The 25,712-nt window shown below is 63.2% G+C and carries 28 protein-coding genes, 1 tRNA gene and 1 pseudogene; 16 read left to right on the plus strand and 14 right to left on the minus strand.

The window, feature by feature from the left end:
• Window positions 1–8 precede the first annotated feature (8 nt).
• The 4 genes from B5V02_RS12135 to B5V02_RS12150 form a co-directional block, all read right to left on the minus strand.
• A complete protein-coding gene (locus B5V02_RS12135; protein ID WP_111544422.1) occupies window positions 9–590 on the minus strand; it encodes a VOC family protein in 582 nt (193 codons plus the stop codon).
• A gap of 176 nt (window positions 591–766) precedes the next feature.
• Window positions 767–841: transfer RNA gene (locus tag B5V02_RS12140), tRNA-Glu, on the minus strand.
• Window positions 842–932: 91 nt separating this feature from the next.
• Window positions 933–1,340 (minus strand): VOC family protein, encoded by a 408-nt coding sequence (locus B5V02_RS12145; RefSeq protein WP_111544423.1) that lies wholly within the window; start codon window positions 1,338–1,340, stop codon window positions 933–935.
• Window positions 1,341–1,371: 31 nt separating this feature from the next.
• On the minus strand, window positions 1,372–1,755 hold the full coding sequence (locus B5V02_RS12150) for a fimbrial protein (RefSeq protein ID WP_111544424.1): 384 nt from the start codon (window positions 1,753–1,755) through the stop codon (window positions 1,372–1,374).
• Window positions 1,756–1,781: 26 nt separating this feature from the next.
• Here B5V02_RS12150 and B5V02_RS12155 point away from each other — a divergent pair, with 26 nt between their 5' ends.
• Together B5V02_RS12155 and rpoH are read left to right on the plus strand one after the other, a co-directional pair.
• Window positions 1,782–2,837 carry an RluA family pseudouridine synthase gene (locus B5V02_RS12155; RefSeq protein WP_111544425.1) on the plus strand — a complete coding sequence of 352 codons (1,056 nt, stop codon included), beginning with the start codon at window positions 1,782–1,784 and terminating at the stop codon, window positions 2,835–2,837.
• Between the two features lie 213 nt (window positions 2,838–3,050).
• A complete protein-coding gene (gene rpoH, locus B5V02_RS12160) occupies window positions 3,051–3,962 on the plus strand; it encodes an RNA polymerase sigma factor RpoH (protein WP_111544426.1) in 912 nt (303 codons plus the stop codon).
• 338 nt (window positions 3,963–4,300) lie between these two features.
• On the opposite strand, the gene B5V02_RS12170 is transcribed toward rpoH, so the two are convergent.
• The 4 genes from B5V02_RS12170 to B5V02_RS12185 all read right to left on the minus strand — a co-directional run bounded on the left by B5V02_RS12170 (window position 4,301) and on the right by B5V02_RS12185 (window position 6,961).
• On the minus strand, window positions 4,301–5,200 hold the full coding sequence (locus B5V02_RS12170) for an MBL fold metallo-hydrolase (protein ID WP_167458477.1): 900 nt from the start codon (window positions 5,198–5,200) through the stop codon (window positions 4,301–4,303).
• A 222-nt stretch (window positions 5,201–5,422) separates the two neighbouring features.
• Window positions 5,423–6,082, minus strand: coding sequence for a peroxiredoxin (locus B5V02_RS12175; RefSeq protein WP_111544427.1), 660 nt, complete (start codon window positions 6,080–6,082; stop codon window positions 5,423–5,425).
• A gap of 222 nt (window positions 6,083–6,304) precedes the next feature.
• Complete coding sequence (locus B5V02_RS12180) at window positions 6,305–6,670, minus strand: cell division protein ZapA (protein ID WP_111544428.1); 366 nt, start codon at window positions 6,668–6,670, stop codon at window positions 6,305–6,307.
• 18 nt (window positions 6,671–6,688) lie between these two features.
• The gene (locus B5V02_RS12185; RefSeq protein WP_095089347.1) at window positions 6,689–6,961 is read right to left on the minus strand and encodes a DUF4164 domain-containing protein; all 273 of its coding nucleotides are present in this window, start codon (window positions 6,959–6,961) and stop codon (window positions 6,689–6,691) included.
• A 261-nt stretch (window positions 6,962–7,222) separates the two neighbouring features.
• Here B5V02_RS12185 and tkt point away from each other — a divergent pair, with 261 nt between their 5' ends.
• From tkt to B5V02_RS12220, 7 genes are all read left to right on the plus strand, one after another.
• Window positions 7,223–9,214, plus strand: a complete 1,992-nt coding sequence (gene tkt / locus B5V02_RS12190; RefSeq protein ID WP_111544429.1) for a transketolase — start codon at window positions 7,223–7,225, stop codon at window positions 9,212–9,214.
• Window positions 9,215–9,425: 211 nt separating this feature from the next.
• Window positions 9,426–10,436: a type I glyceraldehyde-3-phosphate dehydrogenase gene (gap, locus tag B5V02_RS12195; protein WP_111544430.1), complete on the plus strand. Its 1,011-nt coding sequence runs from the start codon at window positions 9,426–9,428 to the stop codon at window positions 10,434–10,436.
• A gap of 217 nt (window positions 10,437–10,653) precedes the next feature.
• Complete coding sequence (locus B5V02_RS12200) at window positions 10,654–12,543, plus strand: potassium/proton antiporter (protein WP_111544431.1); 1,890 nt, start codon at window positions 10,654–10,656, stop codon at window positions 12,541–12,543.
• 144 nt (window positions 12,544–12,687) lie between these two features.
• On the plus strand, window positions 12,688–13,884 hold the full coding sequence (locus tag B5V02_RS12205; protein ID WP_111544432.1) for a phosphoglycerate kinase: 1,197 nt from the start codon (window positions 12,688–12,690) through the stop codon (window positions 13,882–13,884).
• 174 nt (window positions 13,885–14,058) lie between these two features.
• Window positions 14,059–15,084 (plus strand): class I fructose-bisphosphate aldolase, encoded by a 1,026-nt coding sequence (locus B5V02_RS12210; RefSeq protein WP_111544433.1) that lies wholly within the window; start codon window positions 14,059–14,061, stop codon window positions 15,082–15,084.
• Between the two features lie 165 nt (window positions 15,085–15,249).
• On the plus strand, window positions 15,250–15,990 hold the full coding sequence (locus B5V02_RS12215; protein WP_111544540.1) for a DUF899 domain-containing protein: 741 nt from the start codon (window positions 15,250–15,252) through the stop codon (window positions 15,988–15,990).
• A 143-nt stretch (window positions 15,991–16,133) separates the two neighbouring features.
• Window positions 16,134–16,850: an SGNH/GDSL hydrolase family protein gene (locus B5V02_RS12220; RefSeq protein WP_111544434.1), complete on the plus strand. Its 717-nt coding sequence runs from the start codon at window positions 16,134–16,136 to the stop codon at window positions 16,848–16,850.
• Window positions 16,851–16,877: 27 nt separating this feature from the next.
• On the opposite strand, the gene B5V02_RS12225 is transcribed toward B5V02_RS12220, so the two are convergent.
• Together B5V02_RS12225 and B5V02_RS12230 are read right to left on the minus strand one after the other, a co-directional pair.
• A complete protein-coding gene (locus B5V02_RS12225) occupies window positions 16,878–17,039 on the minus strand; it encodes a hypothetical protein (RefSeq protein ID WP_082525434.1) in 162 nt (53 codons plus the stop codon).
• Between the two features lie 116 nt (window positions 17,040–17,155).
• Complete coding sequence (locus B5V02_RS12230; RefSeq protein ID WP_111544435.1) at window positions 17,156–18,103, minus strand: ring-cleaving dioxygenase; 948 nt, start codon at window positions 18,101–18,103, stop codon at window positions 17,156–17,158.
• Between the two features lie 309 nt (window positions 18,104–18,412).
• Here B5V02_RS12230 and B5V02_RS12235 point away from each other — a divergent pair, with 309 nt between their 5' ends.
• The 4 genes from B5V02_RS12235 to B5V02_RS12250 all read left to right on the plus strand — a co-directional run bounded on the left by B5V02_RS12235 (window position 18,413) and on the right by B5V02_RS12250 (window position 20,592).
• A complete protein-coding gene (locus B5V02_RS12235) occupies window positions 18,413–18,580 on the plus strand; it encodes a hypothetical protein (protein ID WP_111544436.1) in 168 nt (55 codons plus the stop codon).
• Between the two features lie 96 nt (window positions 18,581–18,676).
• Entirely contained in the window at window positions 18,677–19,267 is a 591-nt protein-coding gene (locus B5V02_RS12240) for a DJ-1/PfpI family protein (protein WP_111544437.1), read from the plus strand.
• Window positions 19,268–19,337: 70 nt separating this feature from the next.
• Complete coding sequence (locus tag B5V02_RS12245) at window positions 19,338–19,745, plus strand: hypothetical protein (protein ID WP_111544438.1); 408 nt, start codon at window positions 19,338–19,340, stop codon at window positions 19,743–19,745.
• A gap of 127 nt (window positions 19,746–19,872) precedes the next feature.
• Window positions 19,873–20,592: a helix-turn-helix transcriptional regulator gene (locus B5V02_RS12250; RefSeq protein ID WP_095089366.1), complete on the plus strand. Its 720-nt coding sequence runs from the start codon at window positions 19,873–19,875 to the stop codon at window positions 20,590–20,592.
• A gap of 190 nt (window positions 20,593–20,782) precedes the next feature.
• Here the strand turns inward: B5V02_RS12250 and B5V02_RS12255 are convergent, their stop codons facing one another.
• The 3 genes from B5V02_RS12255 to B5V02_RS12265 form a co-directional block, all read right to left on the minus strand.
• Window positions 20,783–21,475, minus strand: coding sequence for a DUF1013 domain-containing protein (locus B5V02_RS12255; RefSeq protein WP_111544439.1), 693 nt, complete (start codon window positions 21,473–21,475; stop codon window positions 20,783–20,785).
• 349 nt (window positions 21,476–21,824) lie between these two features.
• Window positions 21,825–21,965, minus strand: a complete 141-nt coding sequence (locus B5V02_RS12260; RefSeq protein WP_111544440.1) for a DUF1127 domain-containing protein — start codon at window positions 21,963–21,965, stop codon at window positions 21,825–21,827.
• Window positions 21,966–22,259: 294 nt separating this feature from the next.
• Complete coding sequence (locus B5V02_RS12265; RefSeq protein ID WP_111544441.1) at window positions 22,260–23,270, minus strand: NAD(P)H-quinone oxidoreductase; 1,011 nt, start codon at window positions 23,268–23,270, stop codon at window positions 22,260–22,262.
• 112 nt (window positions 23,271–23,382) lie between these two features.
• Here B5V02_RS12265 and B5V02_RS12270 point away from each other — a divergent pair, with 112 nt between their 5' ends.
• The 3 genes and pseudogenes from B5V02_RS12270 to B5V02_RS12280 all read left to right on the plus strand — a co-directional run bounded on the left by B5V02_RS12270 (window position 23,383) and on the right by B5V02_RS12280 (window position 25,209).
• Complete coding sequence (locus tag B5V02_RS12270) at window positions 23,383–23,577, plus strand: DUF1192 domain-containing protein (RefSeq protein WP_111544541.1); 195 nt, start codon at window positions 23,383–23,385, stop codon at window positions 23,575–23,577.
• Between the two features lie 73 nt (window positions 23,578–23,650).
• Window positions 23,651–24,913, plus strand: a pseudogene (locus B5V02_RS12275) (MFS transporter); the annotation flags it as partial.
• Between the two features lie 32 nt (window positions 24,914–24,945).
• Window positions 24,946–25,209 carry an ArsR/SmtB family transcription factor gene (locus B5V02_RS12280; protein WP_111544443.1) on the plus strand — a complete coding sequence of 88 codons (264 nt, stop codon included), beginning with the start codon at window positions 24,946–24,948 and terminating at the stop codon, window positions 25,207–25,209.
• Between the two features lie 34 nt (window positions 25,210–25,243).
• Here the strand turns inward: B5V02_RS12280 and B5V02_RS12285 are convergent, their stop codons facing one another.
• Window positions 25,244–25,708 (minus strand): SRPBCC family protein, encoded by a 465-nt coding sequence (locus B5V02_RS12285; RefSeq protein WP_111544444.1) that lies wholly within the window; start codon window positions 25,706–25,708, stop codon window positions 25,244–25,246.
• Between the last annotated feature and the right edge of the window lie 4 nt (window positions 25,709–25,712).

Here is a 25,712-nt window from a genome sequence, read left to right on the forward strand (position 1 = left end):
TGGTTTGTTCAGTATGGGTTCTTCGGTGCCCGGTCATCCGACAAGGTTGCGCGGGAACGCTCGACGAGCGCCTGGATCGCATCGGCAAGATGCACTTCCGCAATGTTGTAGTCGCCGCGCGCGACACGCAGCCTGTGCGCTTCCATCAACACGTCGGCATGGGTGAAGCCCGCCGGCGGCTCGAAGCGGTAGGAGGCGAGCTCGATCAGCAGGCCGAGCGGATCCTCGAAATAGATCGAATCCATGAAGCCGCGATCCTTGACGCCGCTGTGTTTGATCCCGCGCTCGTCGAGCCGGGCAACCGCCTGCAGGAAGGTGACGCGCGACACCGCAAAAGCGATGTGGTGGACGCAACCCGGGTCGGTCGGCGTGCGTCGTTTCTCCGGCGTGCGGCTCTCGTCGGTGAAGATGGTGATCAGCCGGCCGTCGCCCGGATCGAAATAGAGGTGGCTTTCCTTGGGTTTGTCGAGGTTGGGCTGCTCGAAGATGAACGGCATGCCGAGCACGCCCTCCCAGAAATCGATCGAGGTCTGGCGCCCGGCGCCGACCAGCGTGATGTGATGCACACCTTGCGATTGCAGTTTCTGCATTGGCCTTCCTCCCGCACGGCATCAACTGCCGGTCTGGACCTGCCCGGCACCCGACGTTCTACGCGCCGCTTGCGCCATGCCTCAGGATCCATGGCGCAATGCTAATGCAATCGGCCCCGCCGCGCCAGAAGCGACGAATGCAGCCAAGATCGAACGATTGGTGGAGACGGAGAGAGTGGTACGCCCAAGGGGAATCGAACCCCTGTTCCCGCCGTGAGAGGGCGGTGTCCTGACCGCTAGACGATGGGCGCGTTCAAGAACCGGCGATATAGGCTGACGGCTGGGAAAAAGCAACTGGGGTTCGGGTGGCTTTGTCGTATCGAGGAAAAGCCGGCCGCAAGCCTACCGTTTCGGCTCGATCAGGTCCCAGAGATTGCCGTGGAGATCCGCAAAAACGGCCACCGTGCCATAGGGCTCGAAGCGCGGCGGCTCGCGGAATTCGACGCCCTTCTCCAGCATCGCCGCGTGGTCGCGGGCAAAATCGTCGGTTTCGAGAAACAGAAAAACCCGGCCGCCGGTCTGGTTGCCGATGCTTTTGCTTTGTGCCTCGTCGGAAGCCTCGGCCAGAAGCAGCCTCGCGCCCTGCCCGTTGGCCGGCGCCACTGTGACCCAGCGCTTGCCGGCGCCGAGATCGACATCCTCGATGAGCAGGAAACCCAGCCGATCAACATACCAGGCAATCGCCTCGTCATAATTGGCGACGACCAGCGCCACGGTCGCGACACGACGGTGCTCGGCGAACCCGGTCATCCCTGAGGCTTACTCATTTGTTGCGCCCCGCTCATTTGTTGCGGATTGCAAAACGGCCGATCAGACGGCGCTCGGCGATATCGTAGATGAAGATCGTGCGGCTGCCGTCGGTGAGTTCGGCGTCGATGGAGACGCGATTGTCGGACAGCGACTGGCTGACCACCTTGGCGCCGACCGGCAGCACGATGTCGCCGCTGACCGGCTCGCCGGCCGGCACCTGGATGTCACCGGCCAGCGGCGGGTTCGCCGGCGGTGCGTTGCGCGCTTTGTAGACAAGGGCGCCGATCACCACCATAAGGGCAAGGAACAGCAGGCCGAGATTGATCCCGACGAAGCGGACGAGTTTCCTGCGCACCTTTTCGACCTCGGGGTCGAGCGGTTTCTCCTGATCTTCCTCGGCAATTGGGCTGGCCATGGCAAATAGTCCGGAACGGTTTTTCAATGAGCGCTCATAGCGAAGAGGCCCCTGAATTGATAGAGGACCAATTCAGAGAGGCAGCCCCCACCGTGCTGGTGGCGGGCGCGGATGCGGCCGGCCAGCGCCTCGACCAGTGGCTGGCGGCCAGCCTCGGCCCGGATATGTCGCGCAGCCGCGTGCAGATGCTGATCAGGCAGGGCGCGGTCTCGATCGACGGCAAGCCGGTCGACGAGACCAAACGCAAGATGACGCCGGGCGAAAGCGTCTCGGTCGCCATGCCGGAGCCGGAACCGGCGGAGCCACAGGGCGAGAACATCGCGCTCGATGTGCTCTATGAGGATGACGAACTGATCGTCATCAACAAGCCGGCTGGCCTTGTCGTGCATCCCGGCGCCGGCAATTGGACCGGCACGCTGGTCAACGCGCTGATCCACCACTGCGGCGACAGCCTTTCCGGCATCGGCGGCGTACGGCGGCCGGGCATCGTCCACCGCCTCGACAAGGAGACCAGCGGTGTAATGGTGGTCGCCAAGACCGACCGCGCCCACAAGTCGCTGTCCGAGGCCTTCGCCGATCACGGCCTGACCGGCGATCTCGAGCGCGCCTATCTGGCGTTGGTCTGGGGTATACCGCAGAGGCCGACCGGCACGGTCGACGCGCCGCTCGGCCGTGCCGCCGACCGCGTAAGGCGTGCCGTGGTGCCGGGAGGACGCGACGACGCCCGCCATGCCGTCACCCACTTCGCCGTGCGGGAACGCTTCGGCGTCGATCAGCAGGAGTTCGCCACGGCCAGCCTGGTCGAATGCCGGCTCGAGACCGGCCGCACCCACCAGATCCGCGTGCACATGGCGCATATCGGCCATCCGGTGATCGGCGACCCCGACTATGGCCAGGCTTTCCGCACCAAGGCCAACCGGCTGCCCGAACCGCTGAAAGGCCAGGTCAAGGCATTTTCCCGGCAAGCTTTGCATGCCTGGCTCCTTGCATTTCGCCACCCGGCTACCCATCTAACGATGCGGTTCGAGGCGCCGTTACCGGGGGACATGGAGGAACTCGTCGGCGGCTTTCGCAAGCTGTGAACCTGGTCACCAACAAGCTTCAAGCTAGCCATCAAAAAACCTGACTGGTATTGTTCACTTCAGCGTGACACACTGTTTCGTGTTGAACAAACGCCTGTCTTTTCTGGTTTTGTTCCTGTATAAGATCTGATGTCGCGGGCGAGCCTTTTGGTGCTCGCGTCATATGCCTGCCGCGTTTCGGGGGCATCACTCCAATAGAGAGGGGGCGCTATCATGGCCCAGTCATTACCCAGTATCGTTTCCGGCGAAGGCGGCCTCAGCCGCTACCTGGAAGAAATCCGCCGCTTTCCCATGCTGCAGCCGCAGGAAGAGTACATGCTCGCCAAGCGTTATGCCGAGCATGAGGACACCTCCGCCGCGCACAAGCTCGTCACCAGCCACCTCAGGCTCGTCGCCAAGATCGCCATGGGCTATCGCGGCTACGGCCTGCCGATCGGCGAAGTGATCTCGGAAGGCAATGTCGGCCTGATGCAGGCCGTCAAGAAATTCGAACCCGAGCGCGGCTTCCGCCTCGCGACCTACGCCATGTGGTGGATCAAGGCCTCGATCCAGGAGTACATCCTGCGCTCGTGGAGCCTGGTCAAAATGGGCACGACCGCCAATCAGAAGCGCCTGTTCTTCAACCTGCGCAAGGTGAAGGGCAAGATCCAGGCGCTCGATGACGGCGACCTCAAGCCTGACCAGATCACCGAAATCGCCACAAGGCTGAACGTTTCCGAAGCCGAAGTGGTGTCGATGAACCGCCGCCTGTCGGGCGACGCCTCGCTCAACGCCCCGATCCGGGCGAGCGAAGGCGAATCCGGCGAATGGCAGGATTGGTTGGTCGACGACCATGAAAGCCAGGAAGAGATGCTGATCGAACAGGACGAGCTGGAAAACCGGCGCGGCATGCTGTCGGGCGCTCTTGCCGTGCTCAACGAGCGCGAGCGGCGCATCTTCGAGGCCCGTCGCCTCGCCGAGGAGCCGCTGACCCTGGAAGAGCTGTCGGCCGAGTTCGACATCAGCCGCGAGCGCGTGCGCCAGATCGAGGTGCGCGCCTTCGAGAAGGTGCAGGACGCGGTCAAGGCCGCCGCCAAGCGCCAGACCCAGGCGCTGCGCACAATCGAGGTGCAGCCGGCGGCGTAAAGCCAGCTTCGGCAGCGAAACACAAAGGCGGCGTCAGGAAACTGGCGCCGCCGTTTTTTTGTGGGTTCTGCGAACGGATGCGGACAGCTGCTATTCAGCGCTTTTCCAAACGATGTTAGCGCTGCCCCTCATCCGCCTGCCGGCACCTTCTCCCCGTATTGTGACGGGGAGAAGGGGCTGATCGCGGCACCGCCGCTCTTTCTTGCAACGTGGAAAATTGGCGAAAGCTTCGGGCGCAGGCTTCTTTCTCCCCGTCACAATACGGGGAGAAATGTCCGGCAGGACAATGAGGGGCGGCACTGACTTCCCAGAAAGTGGTATGCCGTCTGCGAGCGCCCTCACAAGCAATCCAGCGGAAATTTCAGATAGCGCCGGCCATTGGCTTCCGGGTCCGGCAGCCGTCCGCCATTCATGTTGACCTGCAGCGCATGCAGGATCAGCCTCGGCATTGGCAGTGTCCTGTCGCGGGTCTCGCGCAAGGCGACGAAATCAGCCTCGGTGCGCGCGGCAACGAGGTGGATGTTGCCGGCTTTCTGCTCGGCGACCGTGCTTTCCCACAACGGTTCTCGTCCGCCGACCTGATAGTCATGACCGACGAAAACGCGCGTCTCGTCCGGCAGCGCCAGAATGTCCTGGATCGAGTGCCACAGCCGCGCGGCACTGCCGCCGGGAAAGTCCGCCCTCGCCGTGCCGCTGTCGGGCACGAACAGCGTATCGTGGACGAAGGCGGCATCGCCGATCACATAGGTGATCGAGGCCAGCGTATGCCCGGGGGAAAACAGCACCGTGACCGGAAGGGTGCCGATCCGGAAGGTTTCGCCTTCCCTAAACAGCCTGTCCCATTGCGAACCGTCGGCGGGAAAATCCGGCCAGTTGTAGATCGCCTTCCAAAGTTTCTGGACGTCGACGATCCTCTCGCCGATCGCCGTGGGCGCGCCGGTCTTCTGCTTCAGATAGTGTGCCGCAGAGAAATGGTCGGCATGCGGATGGGTATCGAGGATCCACTCGATGCTCAGCCCTTGCTCGCTGACGAAGTCGAGCAAGACGTCGGCGCTCTTCGTTGCCGTGGCGCCGGACCTCTCGTCGAAGTCGAGGATCGGATCGATGATGGCGCATCGTTTCGTCGCCTGGTCGGCGACGACATACTGGATAGCCCCTGTCGGCTTGTCGTAGAAGCCGCTGACCTGCGGCCTGGCCAAAGCTACGTCCAATTTCGGCTTCCCCAAACCCTGATGCATGTCGCCCAAAAGTGCCCCCGGTTTTGGGAGAACGACATGCATAAAAACAAAGACCTAGAGCGCGTCGTCTGAATCCGTTCAGACGCGACGCGCTTTGGTCGGCAGGAATGATTTTCTCTGCCGGTACCCGAGGGGAGCATGGTTGTCCCCCCGTGTGCCCCAGTCAAGTATCATTTCGCTCGCAGCGGCGAGAAAGCCAAAAGCTGTTCCGAAGAAGCGCGGTCAGGCGGATGGCTGCTTGGTCTTCCTGAGATAGGGCAGGATGGTCTCGTAGGCGCCGAAACGCTTGATTGCATCCTCGTTGGAGACGGCGGCGGTGATGATGACATCCTCGCCCTGCTTCCAGTTCGCCGGCGTCGCCACCTGGTGTTTGGCGGTCAGCTGCATGGAATCGACCGCGCGCAGGATCTCGTCGAAGTTGCGGCCCGTGGTCATTGGGTAGGTAAGCACCAGCTTGATCTTCTTGTCCGGCCCGATGACATAGACCGACCGCACGGTGGCGTTGTCGGCGGGCGTGCGGCCCTCCGACGTCTCGCCGGCGCCGCCTGGCAGCATGTCGTAGAGCTTGGCGACCTTGAGGTCCTTGTCGCCGATCAGCGGATAGTTCACCGAATGGCCGGTCGCCGTCTTGATGTCGTCCTGCCATTTGCCGTGGCTTTCGACCGGATCGACCGAAATGCCGATGATCTTGACGTTGCGCTTCCTGAACTCGCCTTCCAGCCCGGCCATCGTGCCAAGCTCGGTCGTGCAGACCGGGGTGAAGTTCTTCGGATGACTGAACAGGATCGCCCAGCCGTCACCGATCCATTCATGGAACTTGATCGTCCCTTGCGTGGTCTCGGCGGTGAAGTCCGGCGCGATGTCGTTGATACGAAGGCTCATGGCACATCTCCCCTGTAACAAACTCGCCAGCAGAGAGGGCGGGCGGCAAACCATGCCGCCATCAAGGCACCCACGCTCCGGCTTAACTCTATCTTAGCGCAAAAATTGCGACGGCGAGATAATATGAAACTCTTGTCGGCGGCGGAACGAGCACTTTCGTACTGCCTGCGGCGCCACTGGCGCACGAGAGCTTTTGGCTGGGTTGGAAGGGCCGCGTGCGGCTCAGACCTTGTTGACCGCCAGCGTCGCCGTCAGATCTTCCATGCGCTGTGCCAGCGCGCCAAGCGCATTGGTGAGCACGCCGTCGTTCTTGTCGGCCTTGGTCAACGCGTCGTCGCGCGTCTTGCGCAAGGTCAGCACTTCGCTTTCCATGCCCTTGACGCGCTTCTGCAACTCCGAGAGTTCGTCCATCACCATGATGCCGGCCATGACGGTCAGCCGCTGGTCGCCGATCTCGCCAAATGACTCCTTCAGATGCGAGACATAGCGGTCGAAGCGTTCGGCAAGATCGATCAGATGCTCTTCCTGGCCTTCGTCGCAGGCCATCCGATACTGCTTGCCGTCGATGGAAACCGTGACTTGTGCCATGAGCCTACCTGTCCAGCCCTATCTGTCCAACACAGCGCGGATGGTTTCCATGGCGGTCACCAGCCGTCGCGACACTTCCTTGTTGGCGTCTTCCAGCCTTTCGGCGCGCGCTTCGGAATTGTCGAGTTCTTGCGCCAGCCGCGAGCGGTCGGCGTTCATCCGCTGCACCTCGGCCTCGGCTTCCGAGTAATCGCGTTCATGCTCGAGCTTGGCCGCGACGGCATTTTCCAGCCCCTCGATGGCCTTACCCAGCCTGGAGATGACTTCCTTGAGCGTGGTTTCCCCGGTCATGGCCTTCGTCCTGTGCCCTGCCCATCACCGAATCGTTCGCGTTCAGAACGCGTTATCCGCGAAACATTAGGCACCGGGTGAAGGCAACGTCAACAAAGCTCTCGCGACTGTCCCCTGCTAACGCTAATGTAGGCCCGCCGCCGGCATCACAAGACCGGCAAATGCGCACCGGTTTGTTGACTAAAAGCCCGCGCCTGCTATGTGTCGCGCACCCTTTTCAAGGCTCTCCCAAGCCCCCAAACCCCCATTTCTGGAGGAACCATGACGTCGCGTGAACAACATGACCGGATGGCCAATGCGATCCGCTTTCTCTCCATGGACGCCGTCGAGAAGGCTCAATCCGGCCACCCCGGCCTGCCCATGGGCTGCGCCGACATCGCCACGGTGCTGTTCACGCGCTTCCTGAAATACGATCCCAAGGCCCCACACTGGGCCGACCGCGACCGCTTCATCCTGTCGGCCGGCCATGGCTCGATGCTGCTCTATTCGCTGCTGCATCTGACCGGCTATGAAGACATGACCATCGACCAGATCAAGCATTTCCGTCAGTTGGGCTCGAAGACCGCCGGCCACCCCGAATATGGTCACGCCACCGGCATCGAGACGACGACCGGCCCGCTCGGCCAGGGTCTCGCCAATTCGGTTGGCTTCGCGCTCGGCGAGCGCATCATGAACGCTGCCTTCGGCAACGACCTCGTCGATCACTACACCTATGTGCTGGCCGGCGACGGCTGCCTGATGGAAGGCGTCAGCCAGGAAGCCATCGCGCTTGCCGGGCATCTCAAGCTCAACAAGCTGATCGTCTTCTGGGACAACAACAACATCTCGATCGACGGTCCGGTGTCGCTCGCCGACAACACCGACCAGGTCGCCCGCTTCCAGGCCTCCGGCTGGAACGCCAGCCACATCGACGGCACGGATCCGGAGGCAATCGCCTATGCCATCGAAGCCGCCCGCCATTCCGACAAGCCGACGATGATCGCCTGCAAGACGACCATCGGCTTCGGCGCGCCGACCAAGGCCGGCACCAACAAGGCACACGGCTCGCCGCTCGGCGCCGACGAGATCGCCGGCGCGCGGAAGTTCTTCAACTGGGATTCGCCGCCCTTCGAGATTCCGGCCGACATCCTCGACGCCTGGCGCACCGCCGGCAAGGCCGGCGTCAAGGCACGCACCGACTGGGAAGGCCGCCTCGCCAAGGCCGATGCGAAGCTGAAGGCTGAGTTCGAGCGCCGCCTCGCCGGCAAGCTACCGTCCAACTTCGACGCCGTCATCGCCGACTACAAGAAGAAGCTCTCCGCCGACAAGCCGAAGGTCGCCACCCGCAAATCGTCCGAGATGGCGCTGGAAGTCATCAACGGCGCCGTGCCCGAGACCATCGGCGGCTCCGCCGACCTGACCGGCTCCAACAACACCAAGACGAGCCAGACCAAGAACATCACGCCGGACGACTACGGCCAGCGCTATGTCCACTATGGCATCCGCGAGCATGGCATGGCCGCCGCGATCAACGGCCTGACGCTGCATGGCGGCCTCATCGCCTATGGCGGCACCTTCATGTGCTTCTCCGACTATGCCCGCCCGTCGATGCGGCTTTCCTCGCTGATGGGCATCCGCTCGATCTTCGTCATGACCCATGATTCCATTGGTCTGGGCGAAGACGGTCCGACCCACCAGCCGGTCGAGCATCTGGCGGCACTGCGCGCCATCCCGAACCACAATGTCTTCCGTCCGGCCGATGCGGTGGAAACCGCCGAATGCTGGCAGATCGCTCTCGAGTCGGAAAAGACGCCTTCGACGCTGGCGCTGACCCGTCAGAACCTGCCGACGGTGCGCACCGAATTCTCGCCCGAGAACCTGAGCAGCCAGGGCGCCTACGAACTGGCCGCCGCCAGCGGCGAGGCGGCGGTGACGATCTTTGCCACCGGCTCGGAGGTCGAGATCGCACTTGGTGCCCGCGATTTGCTGGAAAAGCACGGTCACCCGACTCGCGTCGTCTCGGTTCCCTGCTTCGAACTGTTCGACAAGCAGAGCGACGACTACCGCAAGAAGACGATCGGCAACGCGCCGATCAAGATGGCGATCGAAGCCGGCATCCGCCAGGGCTGGGATCATCTCATCGGCTCCGACGGCATCTTCATCGGCATGACCGGCTTCGGCGCCAGCGGCACCATCGAACAGCTCTATCCGCATTTCGGCATCACCGCCGAAGCCGCCGCCAAGGCAGCGGAAGCCCGCTTGCACAGCAAGTAAGGTCTTGCATGTCGTCCAAAGAGTATCGCGGTTTTGGGATGACGACATGCATGAAACAAAAATGCTCCGGCGAAACCGCGCAAAGCGATTTCGCCGGACTGGCCCAACCTAATCGATTTAAATCCACGTCGCTGCGGCTGGATTCTTTCCGCTTCCGCCGCTATGAAGCTGCGGACCCATCGTCTGCCCTCCAGCTCCCCGGGAGAGAAAAATGACCGTCAGAGTTGCCATCAACGGATTCGGCCGCATCGGCCGCAACATCCTGCGCGCCATCCATGAATCAGGCCGCAAGGACATCGACGTCGTCGCCGTCAACGATCTCGGCCCGGTCGAGACCAATGCCCATCTCTTGCGCTTCGACAGCGTGCATGGCCGCTTCCCGCACGAAGTCTCGGTCTCCGGCGACCAGATCACCGTCGGCAAGGAAAAGTTCAAGGTCACCGCGATCAAGGATCCGACGCAGCTGCCTTGGAAGGAACTGGGCGTCGACATCGCGCTCGAATGCACCGGCATCTTCACCGCACGCGACAAGGCCGTCGCGCACCTGACCGCCGGCGCCAAGCGCGTGCTGGTCTCCGCGCCCGCCGAAGGCGCCGACCTCACCGTCGTCTACGGCATCAACCACGACAAGCTGACCAGGGACCACATCGTCATCTCGAACGCGTCGTGCACCACCAACTGCCTGGCGCCGCTGGCTGCCGTGCTGCACGAGACGGTCGGCATCGAAAAGGGCATGATGACGACGATCCATTCCTACACCGGCGACCAGCCGACGCTGGACACCATGCACAAGGATCTCTACCGCGCCCGCGCCGCCGCCCTGTCGCAGATCCCGACCTCGACCGGTGCCGCCAAGGCGATCGGCCTGGTGCTGCCCGACCTCAAGGGCAAGCTCGACGGCATCTCGATCCGCGTGCCGACCCCGAACGTCTCGGTCGTCGATTTCAAGTTCATCGCCAAGCGGCCGACCACCGTCCAGGAGATCAACGATGCGGTCATCGCCGCTTCCAAAGGCAAGCTGAAGGGCATTCTCGGCGTCACCCATGACCCGAACGTCTCGATCGACTTCAACCACGATCCGCGGTCTTCGATCATGGCGCTCGACCAGACCAAGGTCATGGACGGCAACTTCGTTTCGGTGCTGTCCTGGTACGACAATGAGTGGGGTTTCTCCAACCGCATGTCCGACACCGCCGTCGCCTTCGGCAAGACCATCGCCTAATCGCAAGGCTTTCTTTTCGAGACTTGAAACGCCCGGCTTTGTCCGGGCGTTTTTCATGAGAGCGCCGTGCGCCTTCCCAAATTGCGTCCTGATCGCCAAAGCGCCCGAAAATCAGCAGCATAGGGCAAAAAACCACCCCGCCGCCTTGCACTGGTCACGTCTTCGCCCCACTCTGCCGTAAACCAGGAGACAGACGAATTTGAGGGGCTGATTCAGGATGGAGCATGCGATCTATCTCGTCACGCTGGTCGGCACAGCGCTTGTTGTCGCCGCCGCGTTTTCGAGCCTGATCGCCTTCCGCTTCGGCGCCCCGCTTCTGCTTCTGTTTCTCTGTATCGGATTGGCCACAGGCACCGACGGCCTCGGCATCCAGTTCGACAACGCCCGCATCGCCTATTTTGCCGGCTCACTGGCGCTGGCCGTCATCCTGTTCGATTCCGGTTTCGGCACCCCGCTCAGCGCCTTGCGGCAGGCGGCAGGCCCGGCGCTGTCGCTGGCGACCTTTGGCGTGCTTCTCACCACCGGCCTGTTCGGCGCCGCCGCCCACTACCTGCTCGACCTCACCTGGCTGGAATCCTTCCTGCTCGGCGCCGCCGTCGCCTCCACCGATGCCGCGGCGGTGTTCTTCCTGCTGCGCGCCGGCGAGATCAATCTGCGCGAGCGCGTGCGCTCCACGCTTGAGGTGGAATCCGGCACCAACGACCCGATCGCCATCTTCCTGACCATCACGCTGGTCGAAATCATCGCCGCCCACGCCAACCCTGAAGCCAATGTCCTGGTCACCAGCCTGATCCTCGGCTTCGTCCTCAACATGGGCCTCGGCGCCGTCGTCGGCGTGCTCGGCGGCCTCGCCATTGTGCGCCTCGTCGATCGGCTCAACCTCGATCACGGCCTGCTGCCGATCTTCGTGCTGACCCTGTCGCTGATGGTCTTTGCCGCCGCCGGCGCCATCGGCGGCTCGGGCTTCCTGGCGGTCTATCTCGCCGGCCTGATCGCCGGCAATTCCGACATCCGCGCCGTCACCATCCTCAAGCGCTTCCAGGACGGCATGTCATGGCTGGCGCAGATCATCATGTTCCTGATCCTCGGCCTGTTCGCGACGCCGTCGCAATTTCCGGCGATCATGGTGCCAGCGGTAGCGCTCGGCCTGTTCCTGATGTTTGTCGCCCGGCCGATCGCAGTCTGGCTCTGCCTGATCCCGTTCCGCTTGCCCCGCCCCGAAGTCGCCTTCGTCTCCTGGGTCGGCCTGCGTGGCGCCGTATCGATCCTGCTCGCCATCACCCCGCTGCTCGGCGGGCTGGAAAACGGCCGTGTCATCTTCAACACCGCCTTCATCATCGTGCTGGTGTCGCTGGTCATCCAGGGCTGGACGGTCGGACCGCTGGCGCGCCGCCTGGGTCTGATCGTGCCGGCGCGGCTCGGCCCGCTGGACAAGGTCGAGCTGGAATTGCCGGGCTCGGCCCATCACGAGCTTCTTGCCTATCGCGTAGCACACGGCAGTCCGGTGGCGCGCGGCGAGCGCATCCCGCGCTGGGCACGGCCCTCGCTGGTGCTGCGCGACGGGCGCTCGATGCGCTTCCAGGACATGGGCAGGCTCGCCGCCGGCGACCAGGTCTATATCTTCGTGCCGGATCGCTATCCGCGCCTGCTCGACAAGCTGTTCGCCAGCCGCGCCGTGGTCGATCCCGAGGATGCGGATTTCTTCGGCGCCTTCGCCGTCGACCCGGCGCGCTCCGCCGCCGAACTGGAAGCCGCCTATACGCCCGGCCTGACCGAAGCGGAGCAAAAGCTCACCGTCGGCGCGCTGGTCACGGCGCGGCTCGGCGGCCATGCCGAATATGCCGACCGCGTGCTGCTCGGCCCGATCGAGCTGATCGTCCGCGACGTCGACGACAAGGGCAAGATCATGGGCCTCGGCCTTTCCTTCGAGCCGACCGCGCCGGTGGCGCGGGTGCCGGTTTTCCTGAGTGCCGGCGAAATCGGCGATCGTCTCTCTGCCTTTATCCGCAACTGGCGCAAGCCGGCTGAAACGCAGATTGCAGAGGCGCGGGTGGACGAGAAACCGGCGCCGGAACCGGCGGCGGAAAAGGCAACGACCGAGAGCTGACACGGCGATCGTTTGCGCCGCCCCTCATTCGCCTGCCGGCAAGCCTTGGTACCGACTTCAAAATTTCGTTTCGAACCCAGCCTAAGCCTTGCATCATCGTTGGCGCGGGGTATGGTCCCCCGATTTTTCGCGAAAGGAACCCGTATGGCCGCCTTCAAGACCCTGGACGACATCGGCAACATCAGCGGCAAGCGCGTGCTGGTGCGCGTCGACCTCAACGTGCCCGTCGCCGACGGCAAGGTCACCGACGCTACCCGCATCGAACGCATCGCGCCGACCATCGCCGAGCTGTCCGGCAAGGGCGCCAAGGTCATCCTGCTCGCCCATTTCGGCCGCCCCAAGGATGGCCCCTCGCCCGAATTCTCGCTGGAGCCGATCGCCAGGGCAGCGGCAGATGTGCTCGGCCGCCCCGTCGGCTTCGCCAGCGATTGCGTCGGTGACACGGCAGGAAGCGCCATCGCCGCCATGAACAAGGGCGACGTGCTGCTGCTCGAAAACACCCGCTTCTACAAGGCCGAGGAGAAGAACGATCCGGCCTTCACCGAAAGGCTCGCCGCCTGTGGCGACATCTTCGTCAACGACGCCTTTTCCGCGGCGCACCGCGCCCACGCCTCGACGGAGGGGCTGGCGCGCCTGTTGCCGGCCTTTGCCGGCCGCACCATGCAGGCCGAGCTCGAGGCCTTGGAGAAGGGTCTGGGAAATCCGGTCCGCCCGGTGGTTGCCATCGTCGGCGGCGCCAAGGTCTCGACCAAGATCGACCTGTTGATGAACCTGGTGAAGAAGGTCGACGCGCTGGTCATCGGCGGCGGCATGGCCAACACCTTCCTTGCCGCGCGCGGCACCGATGTCGGCAAATCGCTGTGCGAGCATGATCTCGCCACCACTGCCAAGCAGATCATGATCGAGGCGGCCGAGGCCGGCTGCGCCATCATCCTGCCGGTCGACGGCGTCGTCGCAAAGGAATTCAAGGCGGGTGCCGCCTGCGAGACCGTCGCCATCTCGGATGTGCCGGCCGACGGCATGATCCTCGATGTCGGCGCCAAAACGGTAAAGACCATTGGCGAATGGATCGACCGCGCCGCGACATTGGTCTGGAACGGCCCGCTCGGCGCTTTCGAGATCGCGCCCTTCGATCATGCGACGGTGGCCGCGGCGAAGCATGCGGCAGCGCGCACCAAGGCCGGCAAGCTGGTCTCAGTTGCCGGCGGCGGCGATACGGTGGCGGCGCTCAACCATGCCGGTGTCGCCGACGACTTCACCTATGTCTCGACCGCCGGTGGCGCTTTCCTGGAATGGATGGAAGGCAAGCCGCTGCCCGGCGTCGACGTGCTGAAGCGCTAAAGCATTTTGCAGCCAGGCGGAAACGCCTGGCGTGGCAGAAATGCGGCTAAAACAAACAACTCGATCAACATAAAGGGCGCCTAGGACTTTCAATCGATTCGAGCTTTCCGATGCCATTCCTTTGGCGGTAGACTTCCGTTAAGCGCGGAAAGCAACCGTTTCAGGAGAAGCAGAATGAGCGAACGTCTCGAAGACATTGCCGCCGCGATCGTGGCTGATGGCAAGGGCCTGCTGGCCGCCGACGAAAGTTCCGGCACCATCAAGAAGCGTTTCGACGTCATCGGCGTCGAATCGACCGCCGACAGCCGCCGCGACTACCGCGAGATGATGTTCCGCGCCAGGGAGGCCATGACCCGGTACATTTCCGGTGTCATCCTCTACGACGAGACGATCCGCCAGAAGGCCACCGACGGCACACCGCTGGTCGACATCATCAAGGCGGCCGGAGCCATCCCCGGCATCAAGGTCGATGCCGGCGCCAAGCCGCTGGCCGGTTTTCCCGGCGACACCGTCACCGAGGGACTCGACGGCCTGCGCGAGCGCCTTGCCGACTATTACAAACTCGGCGCCCGCTTCGCCAAATGGCGTGCGGTGATCGACATCGACACCGGCAAGGGCGTGCCTTCGGCCAATTCGATCAGCTCGAACGCCCATGCGCTCGCCCGCTATGCAGCGCTTTGCCAGGAAGCCGGCATCGTGCCGATCGTCGAGCCGGAAGTGCTGATGGACGGCGCCCACGACATCGACACCTGCTATGCGATTTCGAAGGCGACGCTGATCAATCTCTATGACGAGCTCCATGCGGCGCGCGTCGTGCTTGAAGGCACGATCCTGAAGCCCAACATGGTGCTGGCCGGCAAGAAATCGGGCAAGGTGAGCAGCCCGGAAGAAGTCGCGGAAATGACCATAAAACTGTTCCGCGAGACCGTGCCGGCAGCGGTGCCGGGCATCGCCTTCCTCTCCGGCGGCCAGGAGGACGAGGAAGCGACCGCCAACCTCAACGCCATCAACGCCATCGGGCCGCACCCGTGGAAGCTGACCTTCTCCTATGGCCGCGCCCTGCAGGCCGCGCCGCAGAAAGCCTGGAGCGGCAAGGCCTCGAACATCGCCGCCGGCCAGGCCGCCTTCACCCACCGCGCCCATATGAACCATCTGGCAGCACTTGGAAAATGGAAGGCGAGCCTGGAACAGGCTGCCTGATCGGGGCTTTTCCGTATTCCTTCGAACCCGGGCCATTGCGCCCGGGTTTTTTGTTTGTGGCTTGCCTGGGCTTGGGACGGAGCGCCTGCGTCCTTATTTCCTCTCCGGCGATGTCGGTTTTCGCCCGTCCCGACCGTCCTTGGGATGACAGACAGGGAGAGGTTCATGCATCGCAACAAGGTCGTTTCGCGTGAAGACTGGTTCCAGGCGCACAAGGCGCATCTGGCCCGCGAGAAGGAACTGACGCGGCTTCGCGAACGCATCTGCACTGAGCGGCGTGAACTGCCCTGGCTGAAGATCCGAAAGGACTATGTCTTTGAGACCGAGCAAGGACCGAAGAAACTGGCCGACCTGTTTGCTGGCAACAGCCAGTTGATCGTCTATCACTTCATGTTCGGGCCGGGGTGCAACCATCACTGCGAGGGCTGCTCGTTCCTTGCCGACCATATCGACGGCGCCAACCGGCATCTCAGACATCACGACGTGTCACTGGTCGTGATCTCGCGGGCACCGCTGGCTGAACTTCTGCCCTACAAACAGCGCATGGGCTGGAAGTTCGACTGGGTGTCGTCCTATGCCTCGGATTTCAACTTCGACATGCAGGTCTCCTTCACCGACAAGCAGATCGCCGCTGGCGACACCACCTACAATTTCGAGGCCCGCCCCCGGACGTCGAAGGAGCTTCCCGGCACCAGTGTTTTCTACCGAGAGGAGAACGGCGACATCTTCCTCACCTTCATGTCGCGCGCCCGCGGCGGCGAGGCGCTGATCGGCACGTATGATTATCTCGACATGACGCCGAAGGGCCGCAACGAAACCGGTCCCTATCACGGCCTGATGGATTGGGTGCGGCTGCATGATGAATACGGTGACCGGTCGGGAGCGCAGGAGACCTGTTGCGACTAGAGCAATTCCAGGAAAAGTGAAACGGTTTTCCCGGGAAAAGCGCATAGCGCTTTCCCTTAGGGAATTGCGTCAAAACAGGCAGATAGCGCGGTGGCCAGCCGCCGGTCGTTCACCTCCGGCGCAACATGCGCTAAAGGGTGCGCATGCAGCGCCTTCTCGCCCTCCTCACCTGGCTCGCCTACCCGGTCTATGTCTGGCAAGGCCTCGGCGTGCGCCGCCGCACCACGCGCATGCTGCCGGCTCAGGGACCGGTCATGCACGATCTCTCGGGCAATGCGCCGGCGATCTCGCTTCTGGTGCTGGGGGATTCCTCGGCCGCTTCGGTCGGCATCGGTAATTCGGAAAACGGGCTTGCCGCGCAACTCGCCGTGCTGATTTCGCAAAACACCGGCCGCGCCGTGCGCTGGCGGGCCGCCGGCTTCAATTCGGCAACGTCGGGCCAGATCCGCGACCATGTCCTGCCCAATCTGTCGGCGGATCCGTGGACGCATATCGTGCTCGCCATCGGCACCAACGACACCAAGAATTTTCACTCGGTGCCGCGCTTCAAGAGGGAGTTCGGCGGCCTGCTCTATGCGCTGCGCGCCAAATGGCCGGAAGCGCGCGTAGTGTGGTCGCCGGTGCTGGAGTTCACGCGGGCGCCGGCGATGCCGTCGCTGCTGGGAAAAATCCTTGAGATTCGTGCCACCGAGATGAACCGGATGGGCGAGCGCCTTTGCCTGGAGCGCGGCGCAGTGCCGGCGCCGCGCCTGCCGATCACAAATCCTGAAGAGGGTTTTGCCTCCGACGGATTTCATGCCTCGGAAGCCGGCTACCGGGCCTGGGCCGAGCATCTCGTCGGCCAGGTGCTCGCCAGCTGAACTGAGCCGGGCCTGCTTGGCGCAGGCCTATGTCCAGTGTCCGAGCACGGCTGTTATGGAAATCGCCGCCATCGCCAGCAGCGCCAGCTTCCAGAAATCGCTACGCCGTTTCAGCCCCGGCCAGCCGAGCGGCTTGATCAGCTGGATGACCATGATGCCAACAATGACGAGCGCGAGGAGTTTCGACATGACGCCTTTGACCAGCAACGCGGCCGACTGTCAAAGCACGTCGTTCGTCGCCGGGGAAAGAATGGGCGCCGCGATCCCGAACCGGAACGCGGCGCCCGCCTTGACTGAGGAACGATCTATTTCAGCGGCTTGAGGCCGGCCTCGATCGAAGCGCGCTTCGGTTCGAGGAACGGCGGCAGGGCCAGTTTTTCACCAAGCGTCTCGAGCGGCTCGTCGGCCGTGAACCCCGGTCCGTCGGTGGCGATCTCGAACAGGATGCCGTTCGGCTCACGGAAATAGAGCGAACGGAAGTAGTAGCGCTCGACCTCACCGCTCGACGGCAGCCGGAATTCGGCCAGCCGCGCCGTCCATTGATGCAGCGTCTCCTGGTCCGGCGCCCTGAAGGCGACGTGATGGACCGCACCGGCACCTTGCCTTGCGGGCGCCAGTCCCGGCTGCACCAGGACATGAAGCTCCGCCGCCGGCCCGCCCTCGCCCATTTCGAAGACGTGAACCTGACCTTCCGGCGAGGCATAGTCGCGGGCCTTGCGCATGTTCATCACTTGCGTCACCACCGCCTCGGTGTTGGTGCTGTCGGGAACGCTGATGACAATTGGCCCGAGCCCGCGGATCTGGTGCTCGGCCGGCACCGGGCTTTGCGCCCAGGGATGACTGTCGCCCTTGCCGCCATCGCTGACGAGGCGCAGACGCTGGCCCTCGGGATCCTCGAAATCCAGACAGAGGTAGCCGCCGATGTCGGCGGTCTCGCTCGCCACGATGTTTTCGTCGGTCAGGCGCTGCTTCCACCAGGCAAGGCTTTGCTGGCTGCCGACCCTGAGGCTGGTCCGCACGATGCTGTGGGTGCCGCGCCGCTCGCGGCCAACCGGCCAGTCGAAGAAGGTAAGGTCGGTGCCCGGTGTCGCTTCGCCGTCGGCATAGAAGAGGTGGTAGGCCGAGGTGTCGTCCTGGTTCACCGTCTTCTTAACCAGCCGCAAGCCCAGCACCTTTGTGTAGAAATGGAGATTTCCAGGCGCATTGGCGGTGATGGCGGTCAGATGGTGGATCCCTGTCAGTTGCAGGCTCATGGTCGTCTCCCTGTTTTTGGGGAAGAATTTTCTCCTTCCATATCAGAACTGCGGCCTCGTTGCTGAAGGCCGCGTATCCTGACAGACCGTCGCCGGAGACTGAACAGTGGACCCTCGATCGATATTCGAGGGGTGAACAATCTCAGCCGGCCGAGCCCGTTGCTGGCTAGTCTGGATGCCGTGAAAACGATGCCTTCCCTCAAAAGAAGCATCGATCGCAACTATCGTCCGCGCCCTGCCACCCTCCTGACAGACTGCTGTCAGGAGGGGTATGCGATAGTGTCTCCATTCAGAGAGAGGAGACTAGCCATGAACGGTTTTACCATTCTGCGCGGCATGCAGCACTATGTCGGCAAGATCCGGACGATGCGCAACGAAATCCGCACCCAGCGGTTCATGAACTCGCTGCCGGCGGACCTTCGCAAGGATATCGGCTGGCCGGACATGTATTCGGAACGTCGCCATCGCGGCAATTGAGACGAATTTTTCGACACAGCGGTTGGATGTGGGCGCCACAACGCCCAGATAAGTGGCCAGATAGCAGGTTTGGCGCGCGAGGGATGGAGCGAGCTCATGCCCGAACAGAAGACAATCGGCTTTCTTTTCATCGAAGGCTTTGCCGACTGGGAATATGGTTTGCTGGCGGCATCGGCGGTCGAATGGTTCGGCGCCCGCGCGGTGTCGCTGACACCCGATGGCAAGCCGGTGACCGGGACGAGCGGTTTTCGGCTGACGCCCGATCGCTCTGCTGAAGTCGGTGAGAATGCTGATCTCGATGCCATCGCTGTGATCGGCTCCGACCAGTGGGCAGGCAAGGCGCCGCCGGATGCGGCAGAATTGCTCACATCCGTTGCGTCGCGCGGCGGCGTGGTCGGCGGTATCTGTGCCGGCACGCTGGCGTTGGCCCGGGCCGGCCTGTTCGAGCAGGCCAGGCACACCAGCAATGGCCGCGACTGGATCAACCGCCACGAAGCCGGCTATGCCGGCGAAAGCAACTATCAGGACGTGCCGCACGCCGTGGCCGACGGCGCGGTCGTTTCCGCGCCAGGCTCAGCGCCGGGCACCTTCGCGCTTGCCTTTCTGAAGACGCTCTATCCGGAAAGAGGCAGCGATCTCGCGCAGATGCGGACGCTGTTCGCCAAGGAGTATGCTGAAGCCTCCTGACAGTATGTTGTCAGGAGGAACGTGCAATGGTGCGAAATCGAGATGCTGTGCATCGACGAGAGGACGATCGATGAAGAGCTGGAACGACAGATTGAACGCACAAGGTATCAACGGCGTGAAGCCGACGCCGCGCACGATGGCCGATGTCGTCGAGGGCCAGCCGATGCTGGTGCCGACAGCTCGTCAGGTCGATGATTTCATCCGCTCGATTTCGGAAGGCGTCGAGATGGATGTCCGTGCGCTGCGCACGGCACTTGCCATCGAGCATGGCGCCGAAGTGACATGCCCGGTTACCATCGGCTATCATCTGCGCACTGTTGCCGAGGCCGCCAACGAGGATCTCGAGCGCGGCATGACACTGAGCGACATCGCGCCGTTCTGGTGCGTGCTCGATGCGAACACGCCGACCACGAGAAAACTGTCCTTTGGCGCGGCATTCGTCGCCGCGCAGCGCAAGCGCGAAGGGCTGAAACCATAATGCATGCCGCCCAAAAGTGTTCTGCGGTTTTGGGATGACGGCAAGCGCAAAACCACAATGCGCGTCGCCCAAAAATGGAGACCGGTTTTGGGCGACATGCATAGAAACAACGCCGAGGGACCAACCAATGCGCCGCGCCGACAGGCTCTTCCAGATCGTGCAGCATCTGCGTGGTGGCCGTCTGGTCACCGCTCAGAAGCTCGGCACGTGGCTCGAGGTTTCCGAGCGAACCATCTACCGCGATATCGCCGACCTGCAGTCGACCGGAGTGCCGATCGACGGCGAGGCCGGCGTTGGCTACATGATGAGGGAGGGTTTCGACCTTCCGCCGCTGATGTTCACGCGTGACGAGATCGTCGCGCTGGTTGCCGGCGCCCGCATGGTGCGCGCCTTTGGCGGCGCCGCCATGGCGAGGGCGGCCGACGAGGCGCTGGTCAAGATCGGTGCGGTGCTGCCGGATGCCGAGAAGGACCGCATCGCCCGCACCGAGATCCACACGCCGATGTGGGTGGTCAGCGACGCCGCCCGCGAGGCGATCGACCTGATCGAGCGTGCGGTCGAAAAGCGCCAGGTGCTGACCATCGACTATTGCGACGAGGCCGGCCGCGGCACCGCCCGTGATATCCGTCCGCTCGGCCTGTGGTTCTGGGGCAAGGTGTGGACGCTGGTTGCCTGGTGCGAGATGCGCGACGATTTTCGCGCCTTCCGCATCGATCGCATCGCTTCGGTGGTCATCGCCGGCCGCATCTTCAAGCCGGAACGCGGCAAGCAGCTTGCCGACTTCTACCGGGCAGTGGAGCGCAGCGAGGATTACGGCATGGCACCGGACCGCGCGGCGCGGACCTAGAGCAATTCCAGGAAAAGTGTGAAACGGTTTTTCCCGGGAAAAGCGCATAGCGCTTTCCCTTAGGGAATTGCGTCAAAACAAAGAGATAGAGCGGTTCTGCGTTTCCGTGAAACGACGAACCCTCTGAGACTGCCGGACCGCACAAAAAAGCCCGCTCGAAGCGGGCTTTTTTGTTGGATTGTCGGAGATATCACTCGTCGTCGTTATCAGTGTTCTTGGACTTCAAGGCCGAGAGCTTGGCGAAGACGGCGTTGGCGTCGAGCTCGGCATCCTCGTCCTTCGGTTTCTCCGGAGTCGGCACCAGCCGCTCGGTCAAGGCCGCCGGCAGCAGCGTGTCGCCGACCGGCTGTGCCTGCTCGCGACCACGCGAAGCGCGGTTGACTTCCATGTCGAGGTCGATCTGCGAAGCGAGGCCCAGCGTCACCGGGTCCATCGGCTGCAGATTGGCCGAGTTCCAGTGCTTGCGCTCGCGGATCTGCTCGATCGTCGACTTGGTGGTGCCAACGAGGCGCGAAATCTGCGCGTCCTTCAGTTCGGGATGGTTGCGCACCAGCCACAGAATGGCATTCGGCCGATCCTGGCGCTTCGACAGCGGCGTGTAGCGCGGACCCTTGCGCTTGGATTCCGGCACCCGCACCTTGGGGTCCGAAAGTTTCAAGCGCTGGTTGGGGTCCTTTTCGGCGCGCGCGATCTCGTCGCGGGTCAGCTGGCCGGTCATGATCGGGTCCATGCCCTTGATGCCTTGCGCCGATTCGCCGTCGGCGATGGCCTTGACCTCGAGCGGATGCAGCCCGCAGAACTGCGCGATCTGCTCGAAAGAAAGCGCGGTGTTGTCGACCAGCCAGACGGCGGTCGCCTTGGGCATCAGCAGCGTATTGGCCATTTTAAAAATCCTTCTCGTTCGCCCGCGTTCCCGCGCGGGCGGTGGTTTAGAGCCACCAAAATGGGAAATTCGCGGCCTATATAGCCGCTCCATCGCCGCTTCGCAATGTTTTTGGATGTCGTCGGCCAGAAACCGTCGCTCGCGACGACCGGAACGGCTCCGCGCTCTTGAGCAGCGACAAGCTGGCTTTGCTGACTGAGGCCGCGGTCGATCCCGTCTCGCCGCCCGACCCCCAAAACGACAAAACCCGCCGGACTGGGTCCAGCGGGCTCGGAACCGCGACGGAAATCCGTCTGATGCGGCTCTGGCTTCTCGTGCATGGTCCGCTCGGAGCGGACCGTGCTCGACTTCAGATGGTCCTGCGGGCGATCTTTTCGATGTCGGCGCGGTTGATGCCGAGATCGTTGAGCTGACGTGCGTTGAGACGGTTCAGTTCGCGCACGGTCTCGGTGTACATGCGCCAGTTACGAAAAGCGCGGATCGGGTTCATGGTAGTCCTCCAAATGGGTTGTTCGTTTCGGTGATGCTCAAATAGTCATCATCGATCAGGACTTGAACGGCCGATTTTGCATAGCAATGATGCAAATGCTGCATTGCATCATTAAGCCTCTGTTCATCTTGTAGGCAGCGAGACGCACGCCGGGGACGTGTCGAGATTCAGGTCAGGCCGAGTCGAAAATGGTGGTTTCCGAGAACCGGAGCGGAGCGTACTTAAAGTACGTGAGCACCGGAGGCGCAGGAAGCCGCCATTTGCAGGCCGGCATCACCTGAATATCGATACGGCCTAGCCGACGTCGAGCACGATCTTGCCGATATGCTCGCCCTCTTCCATGCGCTCATGCGCCCGCCAGGCCTCGCTGAGCGGGAAGATCATGTCCATGACGGGAGCGACCTTGCGCGTGCCGAGCAACGGCCACACCTGCGCCTCCAGCGCTGCCGCGATCGCTGCCTTGAATTCGACGGTGCGCGGCCTCAGCGTCGACCCTGTGTGGGTCAGCCGCTTGACCATGATCTTCGAGAAGTCGGCGCTCGCCACGGCGCCGGCCTGCACGGCAATCTGCACAATACGACCCTCAATCGCCGCGGCCTCGTAGTTGCGTGCCACATAGTCGCCGCCAACCATGTCGAGGATGACATTTGCGCCTTTGCCTCCGGTCGCCTCCTTGACCGCGGCGACGAAATCCCCCTCGCGATAGTTGATCGCCCGGTCGGCGCCCAGCTTCAGGCACGCGTCGCATTTCTCCTTGCTGCCGGCGGTGGTGATGACATAGGCGCCGAAAGCCGAGGCAAGCTGGATCGCCGTGGTGCCGATGCCGGACGAGCCGCCATGGACGAGCAGCGTCTCGCCGCTTTTCAGGCCGCCGCGCTCGAACACATTGTGCCAGACGGTGAAGTAGTTTTCCGGCACCGCCGCGGCTTCGGTGTGGGTAAAGCCGGCCGGCAGCGGCAGCACGCTGCCGGCGTGAACCTTGACATATTCGGCATAGCCGCCGCCGGGCGTGAGCGCGCAGACGCGGTCGCCGATGCGCCAGCGCGATATGTCATCGCCAAGAGCGGCCACTTCGCCCGAGGCCTCGAGGCCGGGCAGGTCGGATGCGCCGGGCGGCGGCGGATAGGCGCCCTTGCGCTGCTGGATGTCGGGTCGGTTGACGCCGGCGGCATGCACCTTGATCAGGATCTCGCCGGGGCCGGGCTGCGGCACGTCGCGCGTTTCGGGTTTCAGCACCCGGGGGCCGCCCGGCTCCGAGATCGCGATGGCCGTCATTCTTGCCGGAACTTTCTGTCCGCTCGCCATGAGATTTCCTGTCTTTCCTCGCCGTTATCCGATCGGCTGTTTGCATCGACGCCCGTGCCCTATGTATGCTGATTGCCAAATCAGGCAAATGGCCAATCTGGGAGGAGCGACGATGGCGATCTTCGACGACGAACCCAAGAAGAAGGCGCGCCCGCACGAGATCGGGCAGGACCTGTCGCTGCTTTCGGTTGGTGAATTGACCGAACGGATCGGCATCCTGCGCGATGAGATCACCCGCCTGGAAAACGAGCTCAAGGCCAAGGACAGCACCAAATCGGCCGCCGAAGCACTCTTCCGCCGCGAATAGAGGCGGGCGCAAAGGCTCGCCGCCGAAAAGCCCGAATGCGACTGTCTTCAGACCCAGCGTCCCCCGCCAACCCGAGCCGGATCAAACAATGTTCGCAACCTACCGACCGATCCTCTCGCTGCTTCGCGGCACCGCCTTTCTGCTCGCGGCGTCTGGATTGCACGGGCTGCTGTTGCCCCTGCGCGGTCAGTTGGAAGGCTTCTCGACCGCATCGCTCGGCCTGATGGGCACGGCCTGGGCCGGCGGCTTCGTCACCGGCTGTTTCTTTGCACCGCGCATCGTGCGCCGCGCCGGGCATGTGCGCGCGTTCGGCGCCTTCGCCGCGTCGGGCGCCATCGTGGCGCTGCTCACCGGGCTGATCATCGACGAATATGTCTGGATCCTGCTGCGCGCCTTCACCGGCTTCACCATGGCCGGCGCGTTCATGGTCATCGAAAGCTGGCTGAACGAGAAGGCCACCAACGAGAACCGCGGCACCGTCTTTGGCCTCTACATGATGGTCACCTATGCCTCGATCATGGGCGGACAGATGATCGTCGCCGGCGGCGACGTGAAATCGGCATCGCTGTTCATGATCACCGGCATCCTGTTTTGCCTGTCACTGCTCCCGACCGCGGTTTCGACCGCCTCCCACCCCAAGCCGCTGCAGGATGTCTCGCTCGACGTCAAAGGCCTTTATGCCAATTCGCCAGTGTCGGCTGTCGCTTGCGTCCTGATCGGCATCGCCAACGGCGCCTGGGGCACGCTGGGCGCTGTCTATGGCGCCCGCATCGGCATTCCCACGGCCGAGATCGCCTTGATGATGAGCCTGGTGGTCGTTGCCGGTGCCGCCATGCAGCTTCCGGCCGGGCGTCTCTCGGACAAGACCGACCGGCGTTTCGTGCTGGCGGGTGCTGCCTTCGGCGCGGCCTTGTTTGCGCTTGCCATCTTCCTGTTCGAGCCACGCTCCAGCGTCTTCGTCATCGTCTTCACCGCCGCCTATGGCGCCTTCGCCTATACGCTCTATTCGATCGCGGTGGCGCATGCCAACGATCACGCCCGCGCCGAGGATTTCGTCAAGGTGTCGGGCGGCCTGCTTCTGCTCTACGGCTTCGGCACGATGATCGGACCTCTGCTGGCAGCCGCCTTGATGGGCTGGATGCGCCCGGAAGGCCTGTTCCTGGCGACCGCTTTCGCGCATCTCTGCCTGGCGGGCTATACGCTGCTGCGCATCAGCCGGCGCGCTCCGGTGCCGATCGGCGATCGTGACGCCTTCAAGACGCAGCCGGCCGACCGTTCGGTGACGCCGGAAGCATTGCGGCTTGATCCCAGAAGAAAAGCAGAAGCAGACAGTTGAGATTCGAGAGGCTTTGCCTCACTAATAAAGGCATGATGTTTTCCGACGCCTTCATGGCGATTGCCGACCCCAACCGGCGCCATCTTCTGGAAGAACTTCGACGCGGCCCGAAAACCGTCAACGAACTGGCCGCGGGTTTGCCCGTATCGCGCCCGGCCGTTTCGCAACATTTGAAAGTGCTGCTCGATGCCGGGCTGGTCAACGCCAAGGCCGAAGGCACCAGGCGCGTCTATACAGTGAGCAATCCCGGCTTCCTCAAACTCAACATCTGGCTCGATCAGTTCTGGCAAGCCTGACGGCCCGCAGCATCGGCAACACTCACCTCGTAGTTCAAGCTTCCTTGCGCAAGACAGCGCCGAGCGCGTCGAGCAGCTCGCCTGTGCCATGTTCGCGTGTGGCTGGCGTGTCGTGGCCATCGAGGAAGGCGCCCTGTTCCGTCATCACAAGACGCGTGCCGTTGCCCTCGGCAAGGAGTTCGATCGTCGTCAGCGACACCGAAATGCGGGCTTCGCCAAACAGCATCTCGTAGCTGTAGACGATGCGCTGGTCCGGCACGATGTCCTGGTAGACGGCGTTGAAGACGTGGATCGGACCATCCTTCGGCCCGCCGGCATTGACCTCCTTGCCGCCGACGCGGAAATCCATTTCGTGCCTGTGGGTCATCGGATTGTCGGGGTCGGCGAACCAGCGCCGCTTGGCGGCCGGATTGCTCAGCGCAAAATAGACTTTTGCGGGCGACGCTGGGTAGCTGCGCTCGATGACGAAGGTGGAATGGACGACGGAATGTTCGGTCATGATG

This window comes from Mesorhizobium kowhaii (assembly GCF_003253745.1).
Lineage (GTDB): Bacteria > Pseudomonadota > Alphaproteobacteria > Rhizobiales > Rhizobiaceae > Mesorhizobium > Mesorhizobium kowhaii.

What these genes read in the sequence shown, in the direction of transcription:
- B5V02_RS12135 (WP_111544422.1), bottom strand. Translation starts at nt 590, where the DNA reads ATGCAGAAACTGCAATCGCAAGGTGTGCATCACATCACGCTGGTCGGC.
- B5V02_RS12145 (WP_111544423.1), bottom strand. Translation starts at nt 1,340, where the DNA reads ATGACCGGGTTCGCCGAGCACCGTCGTGTCGCGACCGTGGCGCTGGTC.
- B5V02_RS12150 (WP_111544424.1), bottom strand. Translation starts at nt 1,755, where the DNA reads ATGGCCAGCCCAATTGCCGAGGAAGATCAGGAGAAACCGCTCGACCCC.
- B5V02_RS12155 (WP_111544425.1), top strand. Translation starts at nt 1,782, where the DNA reads ATGAGCGCTCATAGCGAAGAGGCCCCTGAATTGATAGAGGACCAATTC.
- rpoH (WP_111544426.1), top strand. Translation starts at nt 3,051, where the DNA reads ATGGCCCAGTCATTACCCAGTATCGTTTCCGGCGAAGGCGGCCTCAGC.
- B5V02_RS12170 (WP_167458477.1), bottom strand. Translation starts at nt 5,200, where the DNA reads ATGCATCAGGGTTTGGGGAAGCCGAAATTGGACGTAGCTTTGGCCAGG.
- B5V02_RS12175 (WP_111544427.1), bottom strand. Translation starts at nt 6,082, where the DNA reads ATGAGCCTTCGTATCAACGACATCGCGCCGGACTTCACCGCCGAGACC.
- B5V02_RS12180 (WP_111544428.1), bottom strand. Translation starts at nt 6,670, where the DNA reads ATGGCACAAGTCACGGTTTCCATCGACGGCAAGCAGTATCGGATGGCC.
- B5V02_RS12185 (WP_095089347.1), bottom strand. Translation starts at nt 6,961, where the DNA reads ATGACCGGGGAAACCACGCTCAAGGAAGTCATCTCCAGGCTGGGTAAG.
- tkt (WP_111544429.1), top strand. Translation starts at nt 7,223, where the DNA reads ATGACGTCGCGTGAACAACATGACCGGATGGCCAATGCGATCCGCTTT.
- gap (WP_111544430.1), top strand. Translation starts at nt 9,426, where the DNA reads ATGACCGTCAGAGTTGCCATCAACGGATTCGGCCGCATCGGCCGCAAC.
- B5V02_RS12200 (WP_111544431.1), top strand. Translation starts at nt 10,654, where the DNA reads ATGGAGCATGCGATCTATCTCGTCACGCTGGTCGGCACAGCGCTTGTT.
- B5V02_RS12205 (WP_111544432.1), top strand. Translation starts at nt 12,688, where the DNA reads ATGGCCGCCTTCAAGACCCTGGACGACATCGGCAACATCAGCGGCAAG.
- B5V02_RS12210 (WP_111544433.1), top strand. Translation starts at nt 14,059, where the DNA reads ATGAGCGAACGTCTCGAAGACATTGCCGCCGCGATCGTGGCTGATGGC.
- B5V02_RS12215 (WP_111544540.1), top strand. Translation starts at nt 15,250, where the DNA reads ATGCATCGCAACAAGGTCGTTTCGCGTGAAGACTGGTTCCAGGCGCAC.
- B5V02_RS12220 (WP_111544434.1), top strand. Translation starts at nt 16,134, where the DNA reads ATGCAGCGCCTTCTCGCCCTCCTCACCTGGCTCGCCTACCCGGTCTAT.
- B5V02_RS12225 (WP_082525434.1), bottom strand. Translation starts at nt 17,039, where the DNA reads ATGTCGAAACTCCTCGCGCTCGTCATTGTTGGCATCATGGTCATCCAG.
- B5V02_RS12230 (WP_111544435.1), bottom strand. Translation starts at nt 18,103, where the DNA reads ATGAGCCTGCAACTGACAGGGATCCACCATCTGACCGCCATCACCGCC.
- B5V02_RS12235 (WP_111544436.1), top strand. Translation starts at nt 18,413, where the DNA reads ATGAACGGTTTTACCATTCTGCGCGGCATGCAGCACTATGTCGGCAAG.
- B5V02_RS12240 (WP_111544437.1), top strand. Translation starts at nt 18,677, where the DNA reads ATGCCCGAACAGAAGACAATCGGCTTTCTTTTCATCGAAGGCTTTGCC.
- B5V02_RS12245 (WP_111544438.1), top strand. Translation starts at nt 19,338, where the DNA reads ATGAAGAGCTGGAACGACAGATTGAACGCACAAGGTATCAACGGCGTG.
- B5V02_RS12250 (WP_095089366.1), top strand. Translation starts at nt 19,873, where the DNA reads ATGCGCCGCGCCGACAGGCTCTTCCAGATCGTGCAGCATCTGCGTGGT.
- B5V02_RS12255 (WP_111544439.1), bottom strand. Translation starts at nt 21,475, where the DNA reads ATGGCCAATACGCTGCTGATGCCCAAGGCGACCGCCGTCTGGCTGGTC.
- B5V02_RS12260 (WP_111544440.1), bottom strand. Translation starts at nt 21,965, where the DNA reads ATGAACCCGATCCGCGCTTTTCGTAACTGGCGCATGTACACCGAGACC.
- B5V02_RS12265 (WP_111544441.1), bottom strand. Translation starts at nt 23,270, where the DNA reads ATGGCGAGCGGACAGAAAGTTCCGGCAAGAATGACGGCCATCGCGATC.
- B5V02_RS12270 (WP_111544541.1), top strand. Translation starts at nt 23,383, where the DNA reads ATGGCGATCTTCGACGACGAACCCAAGAAGAAGGCGCGCCCGCACGAG.
- B5V02_RS12280 (WP_111544443.1), top strand. Translation starts at nt 24,946, where the DNA reads ATGATGTTTTCCGACGCCTTCATGGCGATTGCCGACCCCAACCGGCGC.
- B5V02_RS12285 (WP_111544444.1), bottom strand. Translation starts at nt 25,708, where the DNA reads ATGACCGAACATTCCGTCGTCCATTCCACCTTCGTCATCGAGCGCAGC.